The sequence below is a fragment of the Beijerinckia sp. L45 genome (assembly GCF_009765775.1).
Lineage (GTDB): Bacteria > Pseudomonadota > Alphaproteobacteria > Rhizobiales > Beijerinckiaceae > RH-AL1.
The window spans coordinates 15,185-27,061 of record NZ_LMUU01000195.1; the positions used below are offsets into that span (position 1 = coordinate 15,185).

12 protein-coding genes are annotated in these 11,877 nt (G+C 65.7%); 9 read left to right on the forward strand and 3 right to left on the reverse strand.

The annotated features are described in order from the left end of the window. Nucleotides 1–19: 19 nt before the first annotated feature. The 3 genes from GSQ79_RS20775 to GSQ79_RS20785 all read left to right on the forward strand — a co-directional run bounded on the left by GSQ79_RS20775 (nucleotide 20) and on the right by GSQ79_RS20785 (nucleotide 1,642). Nucleotides 20–427 (forward strand): cupin domain-containing protein, encoded by a 408-nt coding sequence (locus tag GSQ79_RS20775; protein ID WP_158810653.1) that lies wholly within the window; start codon nucleotides 20–22, stop codon nucleotides 425–427. An 84-nt stretch (nucleotides 428–511) separates the two neighbouring features. Further along, nucleotides 512–1,270 carry an SDR family oxidoreductase gene (locus GSQ79_RS20780; RefSeq protein WP_158810655.1) on the forward strand — a complete coding sequence of 253 codons (759 nt, stop codon included), beginning with the start codon at nucleotides 512–514 and terminating at the stop codon, nucleotides 1,268–1,270. Nucleotides 1,271–1,315: 45 nt separating this feature from the next. Then, nucleotides 1,316–1,642: a carboxymuconolactone decarboxylase family protein gene (locus GSQ79_RS20785; RefSeq protein WP_158810657.1), complete on the forward strand. Its 327-nt coding sequence runs from the start codon at nucleotides 1,316–1,318 to the stop codon at nucleotides 1,640–1,642. A 54-nt stretch (nucleotides 1,643–1,696) separates the two neighbouring features. Here GSQ79_RS20785 and yghU read toward each other — a convergent pair whose 3' ends face one another. The 3 genes from yghU to GSQ79_RS20800 form a co-directional block, all read right to left on the reverse strand. Further along, on the reverse strand, nucleotides 1,697–2,572 hold the full coding sequence (gene yghU / locus GSQ79_RS20790) for a glutathione-dependent disulfide-bond oxidoreductase (protein ID WP_158810659.1): 876 nt from the start codon (nucleotides 2,570–2,572) through the stop codon (nucleotides 1,697–1,699). 166 nt (nucleotides 2,573–2,738) lie between these two features. Further along, nucleotides 2,739–2,999 (reverse strand): GlsB/YeaQ/YmgE family stress response membrane protein, encoded by a 261-nt coding sequence (locus GSQ79_RS20795; protein WP_158810661.1) that lies wholly within the window; start codon nucleotides 2,997–2,999, stop codon nucleotides 2,739–2,741. A gap of 96 nt (nucleotides 3,000–3,095) precedes the next feature. Beyond that, entirely contained in the window at nucleotides 3,096–3,293 is a 198-nt protein-coding gene (locus GSQ79_RS20800) for a CsbD family protein (RefSeq protein WP_158810663.1), read from the reverse strand. A gap of 208 nt (nucleotides 3,294–3,501) precedes the next feature. Between GSQ79_RS20800 and GSQ79_RS20805 the strand changes: the two genes are divergently transcribed. The 6 genes from GSQ79_RS20805 to GSQ79_RS20830 all read left to right on the forward strand — a co-directional run bounded on the left by GSQ79_RS20805 (nucleotide 3,502) and on the right by GSQ79_RS20830 (nucleotide 11,781). Continuing rightward, a complete protein-coding gene (locus GSQ79_RS20805; protein WP_158810665.1) occupies nucleotides 3,502–6,864 on the forward strand; it encodes a DUF2126 domain-containing protein in 3,363 nt (1,120 codons plus the stop codon). 7 nt (nucleotides 6,865–6,871) lie between these two features. Next, nucleotides 6,872–9,385: a circularly permuted type 2 ATP-grasp protein gene (locus GSQ79_RS20810; RefSeq protein ID WP_158810667.1), complete on the forward strand. Its 2,514-nt coding sequence runs from the start codon at nucleotides 6,872–6,874 to the stop codon at nucleotides 9,383–9,385. Next, the gene (locus tag GSQ79_RS20815) at nucleotides 9,382–10,272 is read left to right on the forward strand and encodes a transglutaminase family protein (RefSeq protein WP_158810669.1); all 891 of its coding nucleotides are present in this window, start codon (nucleotides 9,382–9,384) and stop codon (nucleotides 10,270–10,272) included. The genes GSQ79_RS20810 and GSQ79_RS20815 overlap by 4 nt, the downstream gene beginning before the upstream one ends. A gap of 97 nt (nucleotides 10,273–10,369) precedes the next feature. Next, nucleotides 10,370–10,639, forward strand: a complete 270-nt coding sequence (locus tag GSQ79_RS20820; protein WP_158810671.1) for a type II toxin-antitoxin system ParD family antitoxin — start codon at nucleotides 10,370–10,372, stop codon at nucleotides 10,637–10,639. Continuing rightward, on the forward strand, nucleotides 10,636–10,947 hold the full coding sequence (locus GSQ79_RS20825) for a type II toxin-antitoxin system RelE/ParE family toxin (RefSeq protein WP_158810673.1): 312 nt from the start codon (nucleotides 10,636–10,638) through the stop codon (nucleotides 10,945–10,947). Before GSQ79_RS20820 ends, GSQ79_RS20825 begins: the two co-directional genes overlap by 4 nt. A 141-nt stretch (nucleotides 10,948–11,088) precedes the next feature. Beyond that, on the forward strand, nucleotides 11,089–11,781 hold the full coding sequence (locus GSQ79_RS20830; protein WP_158810674.1) for a glutathione S-transferase family protein: 693 nt from the start codon (nucleotides 11,089–11,091) through the stop codon (nucleotides 11,779–11,781). Nucleotides 11,782–11,877 lie beyond the last annotated feature (96 nt).

Below are 11,877 nucleotides of genomic sequence, written 5' to 3' on the forward strand. Positions count from 1 at the left end.
CTCACAAGGACCGAACCTCATGAACATCACGCGCGCTGGAACTCAGCCTTCCGCCAAAGGGCCAGCGGACTGGTTCACCGGCACCGTCCGCATCGACGCGCCCTTCGCCGGCACCGAGCCGGCCCGCGTCGGCGGCGCCATCGTTACCTTCGAGCCCGGCGCGCGCACCGCCTGGCACACTCATCCACTCGGCCAGACGCTCATCGTCACCGCCGGCTGCGGCTGGGTCCAGCGCGAGGGCAGTCCCATCGAGGCCATCCGCCCGGGCGATATCGTGTGGTTTCCGCCTGGTGAAAAGCATTGGCACGGCGCGGCCGCCACAACGGCGCTGACGCATATCGCCATCAACGAAAAGCTGGACGGCAAGGCCGTCGATTGGCTGGAGCACGTCACCGACGCGCAGTATCAGCCGACTCCCACGGCCTGAATACCGTGCGATCGCCCGGCGTACCTGCAGCCCGTGGGCCGCGCGGCTTTGATCAACCGCTGTAGCAATTGAGAGGCAAGCATCATGAATCCGACATATGATTTCACGGGGCAGGTGGCATTGGTCACCGGCGCGAGTTCCGGCATGGGGCTGGCGACCGCGAAGGCTTTCGCGCAAGCCGGCGCGGCCGTCGTACTCGCGGACCGCAATGAAGCGGCGCTGCAGACGGCGACCGATGCGCTCAGCGAGGCTGGCCACCGCGCCATCGCTGTCTCGTGCGACGTGGCCGACGAAGCGCAGGCGGCGGCGATGGTTGCGCGCGCGGTCACCGCGTTCGGTCGGCTCGACATGGCGTACAACAATGCCGGCATTCTCGGCCCGATCGGCGACGTGACCGACGAAACGGGTGAAGCCTTCGATGAGGTAAATGCCGTCAATCTGCGCGGCGTCTGGACCTGCATGAAGCACGAGCTGCTACAGATGCGGCGGCAAGGCAGCGGCGCGATCGTCAACTGCTCGTCGCTCGGTGGTCTCGTCGGGCTGCCGGGCCGAGCCGCCTATCACGCCAGCAAGCACGGGGTGATCGGCCTCACCAAGAGCGCAGCGATGGATTACGCAGCGAAGGGCATCCGCATCAACGCCGTGTGCCCCGGCTGCATCGACACGCCGATGGGCGACGGCATCGATCCTGATGCGATGAAAGAGTTTTTGCGCGACCAGCCGATCGGCCGTATGGGCCAGGCCGAAGAAGTCGCGGCGGCGGTGCTGTGGCTTTGCAGTCCCGGCGCGAGCTTCGTGCTTGGCGTTGCTTTGCCCGTCGACGGTGGTTTTGTCGCACACTGATATAGTCGCCGATGATCGGCGCGTCCCTTGTCAATGGAGAACACCATGCTCGAAGAGCCCACCGATGCCCGCCAAGCGTTCGGCGCCATCGCGCCGCATCTGGCCGAGATCACCGACAAGGTCCTGTTCGGCGGCGTCTGGGCCGATCCGGCGCTCTCGCCACGCGACCGCAGCTTGGTGACGATCACCTGCCTCATCTCGCTCTACCGCGCGAACGAATTGCCGTTCCACCTCAAGAAAGCCCTTGAGAACGGCGTGACCCCGGACGAGATCATCGCGACGCTCACCCACCTTGCATTCTACGCCGGCTGGCCGCCGGCGATGACGGGCCTGCAGATCGCCAAGGCGGTGTTTGCCGACGCCGGCCGATAGTCCGGAGCGCTTTCCGCTTTGGTCGAACCACCAAAGCGGAAAGAAATCGCCCGCTCACTCGGCCGCAACCACCTTGTCCTGCGTCTTCGTCTCGAAGTCGCCGGCGTCGTGACGCTCGTGCAGTTGCCCGGCCGGTTCGCCGAAGGTGCGGTTAACCATACGGCCACGTTGTACCGCCGGACGGGCGAGCAGCAGGTCGGCCCAGCGCTGCAGGTTCTTGTAGGACTCGACGTCGAGGAAGGCGCCCGCGTTATACTGCCAGCCCTTCGCCATGCCGCCGTACCAGGGAAAGATCGCGATGTCGGCGATCGTGTACTCGGGGCCGGCGATATAGTCGCTCTCGGCGAGCCGGCGATCGAGCACGTCGAGCTGGCGCTTCGCTTCCATCGCAAAGCGGTCGATCGCATATTCGATCTTCATCGGCGCATAGGCATAGAAATGGCCGAAGCCACCGCCGAGGTAGGGGGCGCTGCCCATCTGCCAGAACAGCCAGGACAGGCATTCCGCGCGCGCCGCCGGCTCGGTCGGCAGAAACGCGCCGAATTTTTCGGCGAGGTACATCAGGATCGCGCCGGACTCGAAGACGCGGATCGGGCTCGCCCCGCTGTGATCCACCAGCGCCGGGATTTTGGAGTTCGGGTTGGCGGCAACAAACCCACTGCCGAACTGGTCGCCCTCGTTGATGCGGATCAGCCAGGCGTCATATTCGGCGCCGGTATGGCCGAGCGCCAGCAGCTCTTCCAGCATCACCGTGACCTTCACGCCGTTCGGCGTCGCCAGCGAATAGAGCTGCAGCGGATGCGCGCCGACCGGCAGATCCTTGTCGTGCGTCGCGCCGGCGATCGGCCGGTTGATGTTGGCGAAGCGGCCGCCGCTTCCCTTGTTCCAGGTCCAGACGGTCGGCGGCGTGTAGTCGGGCAGGTCGGTCATTCCCAGGGCTCCAAGCGTCGGCGCATGTGGTGCGCGCTTGCACGCAGCTTATACGCCAGGATTTTGAGCTGGGGGGAGGCGCCGCGCGTTATCGCTGGCGAGTCGCAAGGAAAACACAGAAGGCCGGGCCGTCGCCCGGGTCGCGGGGACCCGGGCAGGTCCAGGGTCAGATCCGACGGCTGCTGCCGGTGATCATGTGATAGACTACGAGGACGACGACAGCACCGACGATGGCGACGAGCAGACTGTAGAGGTTCAGGCCGGTGACCGGCGCGGCGCCGAAGAGGGTGAACAGGTAGCCGCCGACGACGGCACCGACGATCCCCAGAACGATGTCGAGGATCAAGCCTTCGCCGCTTTTGTTGACGATCTTGCTCCCGATGAAGCCGGCGATGAGGCCGAGGACGATCCAGGCGAGAATGGACATGAGGCGCTCCGTAAACTGGATCTGAAAATTACGCGCGAGCGATGACGCCGGCGTCGGCAAATAAAAAGGGATGGCCTCGGCCATCCCTTGAACCAATTACTTGGTCAGCTTGTCCGCAGTGTTGCTCACGGCGCTCTTGGTGTCGCCGACGGCCTTCTGCGCGTCGCCCTTGAGCTCCTGAGCCTTGCCTTCGGCCTGCAGCTTCTCGGAGCCGACGACGCTGCCCACGCCCTGCTTGACGTTGCCGACAGCTTCGTTGGCGAGGCCGGAGATCTTGTCGGTGGTGCTGCTCATGATCGCATTCCTTGTTTCGATGATGCGGAAAGCAGCGCGTTAGGCTATTGGTTCCTAGCAATTGTTAGAAGATGTTGGTTTCGACTGAAGTCGGAGACGCGATGTTTTTGGGCAGCGCAGGCATGATCGTTGCCTGCCTCGCCATACCAGCCTATGGGTGGCGTTTCCCTGTGCCGGTCAAAGCTGCACTCGAATCGGATTGTCGTCCTTGACCATTTCTGCCGCGATCTACCATCTCACCCATTACAAATACGACCGTCCTGTCGAGCTCGGCCCGCAGACGATCCGCTTGCGCCCGGCGCCGCATTGCCGGACCACGATCCCGGCCTATGCGCTCAAAATCTCGCCGCCCGACCATTTTTTGAACTGGCTGCAGGATCCCAACGGCAACTGGCTCGCCCGCATCGTTTTTCCGGACAAGGTCACGGAATTCAAGATCGAGGTCGATCTCACCGCCGAACTCGCGGTGTTCAATCCGTTCGACTTCTTCATCGAGCCCTATGCCGAGAAATTTCCCTTCACCTACGACGCCGAGCTGAAGTCGGAGCTTCTGACCTATTTCGAGGCCGAACCGCTCGGCGATCATCTCAAGGCCTATATGGCGACCCTGCCGAAGGGGCCGGTCGGCACCGCCGATTTCCTGGTGGCCACCAACGCCAACCTGCAGCAGGCGATCGGCTACACCATCCGCATGGAGCCGGGCGTGCAGACGCCGGAAGAGACGCTGACCTTGAAGTCGGGCTCGTGCCGGGATTCTGCCTGGCTGCTGGTGCAGCTGCTGCGCCATCTCGGCATCGCCGCGCGCTTCGTTTCCGGCTACCTCATCCAGCTGAAAGCCGATGTCGATCCGGTCGAGGGCCCGCAGGGCACCCAGGTCGACTTCACCGATCTTCACGCCTGGGCCGAGGCCTATATTCCCGGCGCCGGCTGGATCGGCATGGACGTCACCTCCGGGCTGCTCTGCGGCGAGGGCCATATCCCGGTCTGCGCGACCCCGCATTATCGCGCCGCCGCGCCGATCTCCGGCATGGCGAGCGAAGCCAAGGTCGAGTTCGCCTACGACATGCGGGTCACCCGCGTCGCCGAACAGCCGCGGATTTCGCTGCCGTTTTCGGAAGAATCGTGGGAGCAGCTCGATGCGCTCGGCGAGAAGGTCGATGCGGATCTCCTCTACGACGATGTCCGTCTCACCATGGGCGGCGAGCCGACCTTCGTGTCGATCGACGATTTCGAGCACGACGAATGGAATTCCGGGGCCGTCGGCCCGTCGAAGCGGGCGCTGTCGGACAAGCTGATCCGCAAGATGCGTACGCGCTTCGCGCCGGGCGGCATGCTGCATTTCGGCCAGGGCAAGTGGTACCCCGGCGAGACGCTGCCGCGCTGGGCCTTCGGCCTGTACTGGCGCAAGGACGGCGCGCCGATCTGGAGCAATGCCGATCTCATCGCCCCGGTGCCGCGCACGCGCACCGCCGAAGAGACGGTGAAGGAGCCGCAGACCGAACAGGCGGATGCAGCGGGCCGTGACAACGCGTTCCGGCTCGCCGAAGGCTTGGCGCTTCGCCTCGGCATTTCGCCGGACTACGTTGTTCCCGCTTATGAGGATCCGGCGACCTGGGTGGTCAAGGAGAGCAATCTCCCGGTCAACGTCGATCCACTCGACCCCAAAATCGAGGACCCGGAAGAGCGCAACCGGATGATCCGCACTTTCGGCCGCGGGCTGACCAAGCCGGTCGGCTTCGTGCTGCCGGTACAGCGCTGGAATTCCAAGGCGGAATCCCGCTGGGAGAGCGAGAAGTGGCGCCTGCGCCGCGGTCGGCTCTATCTGGTCCCGGGCGATTCGCCGGTCGGCTACCGCCTGCCGCTGTCGGCGCTGGCCTATATTCCCGCCATCGATTTCCACTTCATCAACGAGCAGGATCCGCTGGAGGCGCGCGCGCCGCTGCCACCGCCGGCCGTCGTCACCGAGACGATCACCCAGCGCTATCAGCGCACATACGATACGATCCGCGCGGCGTCGCCGGCCCCGACGCAAATCGAGCAGGTGATGATCGGCGGCGCGGTGCGTACCGCCGTCTCCGTCGAGCCGCGCGAGGGCGCGATCTGCGTGTTCATGCCGCCGGTCGAGACGCTTGAGGATTACCTCGATCTGCTCGCCTCGGTCGAAGAAGCCGCCAAGGCGACCGGCATTCCCGTGCATATCGAGGGTTATCCACCGCCGTCCGATCCGCGCCTCGGCGTGATCAAGGTGACGCCGGACCCCGGCGTGATCGAGGTCAACGTGCATCCCGCCGCAACCTGGCGCGAGGCCGTCGACACCACCAAGGGCCTCTACGAGGACGCGCGGCAGTGCCGCCTCGCCGCCGACAAGTTCATGACCGACGGCCGGCACATCGGCACCGGCGGCGGCAACCATGTCGTGCTCGGCGGCTCGACGCCGGCCGACTCGCCGTTCCTCCGCCGCCCCGACCTCTTGAAGAGTTTCGTGCTGTACTGGCAGCGCCATCCCAGCCTGTCCTACATGTTCTCCGGCATGTTCATCGGGCCGACGAGCCAGGCGCCGCGCGTCGACGAGGGGCGCCAGGACCAGCTCTACGAGCTCGACATCGCGCTCGCCAACGTGCCGGGCCCGGGCGGCTACATCCCGCTGTGGCTCGTCGACCGGCTGTTCCGCAACCTGCTGACCGACGTCACCGGCAACACGCATCGTTCCGAGATCTGCATCGACAAGCTGTATTCGCCGGATGGCCCGACGGGCCGGCTCGGACTGCTCGAGTTCCGCTCGTTCGAGATGCCGCCGGATGCCCGGATGAGCCTGGCGCAGCAACTGCTGATCCGCGCCTGCGTCGCGATGTTCTGGCGCGAACCGCAGTCCGGCGACCTCGCCCGCTGGGGCACGGCGCTGCACGATCGCTACATGCTGCCGCATTTCGTGTGGGAAGACTTCCGCAGCGTCCTTGCCGATCTCGGCCGCGCCGGATACCATTTCGATCCGGCCTGGTTCGAGGCGCAGCGCGAGTTCCGCTTCCCGTTCTGCGGCGCGGTCGAACGCGGCGGCTCCCGCATGGAGATCCGGCAGGCGCTGGAGCCCTGGCATGTGCTGGGCGAGACCGGCGCCATCGGCGGCACGGTGCGCTATGTCGATTCCTCGGTGGAACGGGTTCAGGTCAAGGTTGATGGTTTTGTCGAAGGGCGTCACGTCGTGGCCTGCAATGGCCGGAGGGTGCCGATGACCTCGACCGGAACCTCCGAGCAGGCCGTCGCCGGCGTGCGCTTCAAGGCGTGGAAGCCGCCGGAAGGCCTGCACCCGACGATCCCCGTGCATGCGCCGCTGACCTTCGACCTCATCGACACCTGGACCGGCCGGTCGCTCGGCGGCTGCGTCTATCACGTGTCGCATCCGGGCGGGCGCACCTACGAGACGTTCCCGGTCAACGCCTATGAAGCGGAGGCGCGCCGCCTGGCGCGGTTCCAGAGCTTCGGCCATACGCCGGGCGACATCGCCGTGCCGCGCGAAGAACGTTCGGCGGATTTCCCTCTGACGCTCGATCTCCGTCGACCTCTCTACCGTTGAGCCTGGCATGACGGTCGCGACTACGACAAAGCCACCCTTGCCGGGCTTTTCCGAGCTGGACGAGCTTGTCGCGCGCTATCGCCCGCTGCCGGGCATCCCCGACGAGTTCATCGGGGCGGACGGCAAGCCGAAGCCGGCGTGGCTCGATTTTATCGCGGCGCTCACCGAGCTTGGTCCCGATGAGATCAAGCGCCGCTTCGCCACCGCGGATCGCCACATCCGCGATACGGGCGTGTCCTATCGCGCCTACGGCGACGAGAGCGAGCGCGCCTGGCCGCTCGGGCATCTGCCGCTGCTGATCGGTGCCGAGGACTGGAAAGAGATCGCCGCCGGCGTCGAGCAGCGCGCGGAATTGCTCGAGGCGGTGCTGGAAGACATCTACGGCGCCGGCAAGCTGATCGCGGATGGCGCGATTCCCGCGACCGCCGTCGCCGGCTGTCCCGATTACCTGCAGCCCGTCGCCGGCCTCCTGCCCGCCGATCGAAAATACCTGCATTTTTATGCCGTCGACCTCGGCCGCGGGCCGGATGGTCGCTGGTGGGTGCTCGGCGACCGCACCCAGGCGCCGTCCGGCGCCGGCTACGCGCTCGCCAATCGCCTGGTGCTGTCGCGCACCTTCCCGCAGCTCTACCGCGATATGAACATCGAGCGGCTCGCCCCGTTCTTCGACGCCTATCGCGCCGGCCTGACCGCGCTGTCGCAGCGCAGCGATCCGCGTATCTGCCTGCTGACGCCCGGCCCCTACAACGAGACCTATTTCGAGCAGGCCTATCTCGCCCGCTACCTCGGCCTGCTGCTGGTCGAGGGCGGCGATCTCACCGTCCGCGACAACCTCTTGCATGTCCGCACCATCGCCGGGCTGAAGCAGGCGGACGTGATCCTGCGCCGCATCGATTCCGACTTCGCCGATCCGCTCGAACTCAACGCCCGCTCGCGCCTCGGCGTCCCCGGCCTGATCGATGTCGTACGCGACAACGGCGTGGCGCTCGCCAACGCGCTTGGCTCCGGCGTCGTCGAGACGCCGGTCATGATGAGTTTTATGCCGAAACTTTGCCGGCACGTGTTGAAGCAGGAGCTGCGGCTGCCCAACATCGCGACGTGGTGGTGCGGGCAGAAGCGCGAGCGCGAGGCCGTGCTCGCCAAGATGGACACGATGGCGCTGGCCGGTGCCTTCGGCAATTCGCTGGTCGGCGGCTCGCGCCACCAGTCGGTGCTCGGCGGCAGCCTGACGCCCGAAGAAAAGGTCAAGCTGCGCGCCGAAATTTCGGAGCGTGGCATCGATTACGTCGGGCAGGAGGTGGTCAACCTCTCGACCACGCCGGTTTGGATCGACGGCCATCTCGTGCCGCGGCCCTTCGTTCTGCGTGTCTTCGCGGCGCGCACGCCGGATGGCTGGAAAGTCATGCCGGGCGGCTTCTGCCGGACGTCCGATCGCGCCGATGCCCGCGCCGTGGCGATGGGCGCGGGCGTCGAATCCGCCGACGTCTGGGTGCTCGGCGAGAAGCCGGCGGAGCTGGTGAGCCTGCTGCCGGCCGACGAATCCGTGCGCATCCGTCGGATCATCGGCAACCTGCCGAGCCGCGCGGCGGACAATCTGTTCTGGTTCGGCCGCTATCTCGAACGCTGCGAGGCGATTCTGCGGCTGGTCCGCAGTCTGGCCAATCGGCTGATCGACGCCAGCACCAAGAATCCTGAGGCGGAAAGCCTCGTCGGCCGGCTGGAATCGATCCTCGAGGAATGGGGTGCCGTCCCCAAGGACACCGAGACCAAGGGCACGGCGCTCGCCGCCATCGCGCTGTCGGGCGAGGACGAACGCGCCTCGGCGATCGCACTCGTCGAAGACGCGCGCCGCGCAGCTTCGTTCATCCGCGAGCGCCTCTCCGCCGACACCTGGCGGCTGATCGAAGACCTGCACGACGCGCTGAAACGCGACGTCACGCTGCCGATGACGGAAGCCGACGTGCTCGACCGCGCCGATGCCGCGCTGCGCACGCTCTCCGCGATCTCCGGCCTCAGCCAGGAGAACATGAACCGTGGCGCCGGCTGGCATCTGCTGGACATGGGACGGCGCGTCGAGCGGGCGATCAACACCTGTCATTTCGCCCGCGACTTCGCGCAGCGCGACGGCTCCGCCGATGGCCTCGGCGTGCTGCTCGAACTCGTCGACTCGCAGATCACCTATCGCTCGCGCTATCTCGTCGGCTTGGCCCTCGTCGCGGTGCGCGACATGGTCCTTCTCGATGCCTTCAATCCGCGCTCCGTCGCCTTCCAGGTCGAGCGGTTGCACGAGCATCTGATGGATCTGCCGCTGCTGAAGACCGACGGCATGCTCGAGGCGCCGCGTCGCCTCATCGTCAAGCTGTGTTCCGACATCGCGACCTCGGCCGCCGCCGACCTCGACAACAAGGCGATCCTCGTCTTCGAGCGCACGCTGCTGTCGCTCGCGGAGGCGATCGGCGCGCGCTACTTCCTTCAGGGCCCCAATCTGGAGCGGGCGGAAAAGGCGATGGGCCTGGCGTGATCTACGACATCAAGCATCTGACGCTCTACGAATACGGCTCCTCCGTCACCTATTCGAACTGCGCGCTAAGGCTGCTGCCGCGCGACGAGCCGGGCCAGGTGGTCTACGCCAGCCAGCTCGATATCGAGCCGCCGCCGGCCGAGACCATCGAACGCGTCTGCTTCTTCGGCAACCGCGTGACCTCGATGACGATCGAGACGGCGCATCGCTCGCTGAAAGTGTCGGCGCGCACCAGCGTCGAAATCGACCGTGCCGCGCCGCCGGACGCCGATTCGACGCCGGCCTGGGAGGTCGCGCGCGAAGAGGGCTTTGCCTCCAAGACGCTGAGCAACGAGTCGCCGGCGCATTTCCTCCACCCGAGCCGTTTCGTGCCGCATTACGCGCCGGCCGCAGCCTACGCGCGCGAAAGCTTTCCCGCGGGACGCCCGGTGCTCGCCGGGGCCATCGATCTGATGAAGCGCATCCACAAGGATTTCAAATACGATCCCAAGGCGACGATCGTCTCGACGCCGCTGTCGGAAGCTTTCGAGAAGCGCCATGGCGTGTGCCAGGATTTTGCCCACATCATGATTTCCGGCCTGCGCGGCATCGGCCTGCCGGCGGCCTATGTCTCCGGTTACATCAGGACGATCCCGCCCGAAGGCCAGCCGCGGCTGGAAGGCGCCGACGCGACCCATGCCTGGGTGTCGATCTGGTGCGGCGACAAGGACGGCTGGGTCGGGCTCGACCCGACCAACGCGATCATGATCGGCAACGATCACATCATCCTCGCCAAAGGCCGGGACTACGCCGACATCTCGCCGGTCGCCGGGATCATTTTGGGATCCCGCGAACAGGACGTCGATGTTAAGGTGGACGTGATCCCGCGCGGAGAAGCGGTCGCTTAGCGTCAGACGACGAGTTGCCCAACGCCCCGTCGTCTCTATCCGGATCTTGCCTGACGCCCGATCGAGATTAGGATAGCGGCAGCGGAGGAGATGCCCGATGGCGAAGACTGTTGCGGTAACCGATGCGGTCGAAGAGACTATCGAGCGCCTTGTCAAAACCGGCCACTACAGCTCGAACAGCGACGTCGTCCGCGAAGGAGTTCGGCTTCTCGACGAGCGGGATAAAAGCCTGGCATTGCTGGACGAGGCGATCGCCGTCGGGATCGCTGACGCCGAGGCCGGACGGGTTATCCCGGCCGATGAGGTCTTTGCGGAATTGCGGGCGCGCTACTCGGCAATGATCAAGCCCGGACAAGCCGGTGAATGAGGCTTGTCTTTACGGTCGCCGCGCGGCTTGATCTCGTCGCGATCGGCGACACCATTGCCCAGGACAATCCGGTTCGCGCTGTAAGCTACATCGACGAGATCGAACGTCGATGCCGGAAGCTACTCGATGTACCACACGTACATGCGCTGGTCCCACGTCACGAAAATACCGGTCTTCGTCGTATCGTTCACGGCCCCTATTTGATTTTCTACCGCGTGACTGGCGACGTCATCGAAATCTTGCGCATTCTCCATGGCGCGCGCGATTACGAAACGATCCTCTTTTCCCCGCCCCAAAACCCAGCCTGATCAACGGCGCCGCATCACGACCCTAGCCATGCCAGCCGATGCGGAGTACCCCTTGCGCGAATCCCGCCGGCCTGGACACCGTTCCGGGCTGCCCCGCGCCTCGCATGGAGCCTCGCCCGATCAGGCTCCCCATTCCAGGTTATGGCCAAGCTTTATCATCATCCGCTCGATCCGCTGTCCCGCTTCGTCCGCCTCGTTCTCGCGGAATACGGCATCGAGCCCGAGCTCATCGAAGAGCGCACCTTCGAGCGCCGCCGCGAGTTTCTGGTGCTCAATCCGGCTGGGCAGACGCCTGTCCTGGTGGAACAATCCGGCGCGATCATTCCAGGCGCGGGCGTCATCGCGGAATATATCGACGAGACCCGCGGCCTGGCGCTCGGCGACCATCGTCTGCTTCCGGAAAATCCGGCGGCGCGGGTCGAGGTGCGCCGGCTGCTGGAGTGGTTCAACGTCAAGTTCTATGGCGAGGTGTCGAACTGGCTAGTGACCGAAAAGGTCTACAAGCGTTTTATGCGCCCGGATCAGGGCGGCGGCGGCCCTGAAATGGATCTGGTGCGTGCCGCGCGCGCCAACATCCGCTATCACTTGCGCTACATCGGCCATCTCGTCGGGCGGAGGAACTGGCTGGCGGGCGATACGCTGAGCTATGCCGATCTCGCCGCGGCGGCGCATCTCTCCTCGGTCGATTTTCTCGGTGACGTCCCATGGAGCGAAGACGAGATGGCGAAGCACTGGTACGCGCGGGTGAAGTCGCGCCCGGGTTTTCGCGCGCTGCTGGCGGACCGGGTGGCGGGGATCACCCCGGGGCCGGTCTACGCCGACCTGGATTTCTGAAGACCAAAATCCAGCGCGCCGCGCAGGCGAAAGACGCTCTCGAAGCCAAGGCGCAAAGCCTCGGCTTCGACCTCTGCCGGATCACCGCGCCCGACG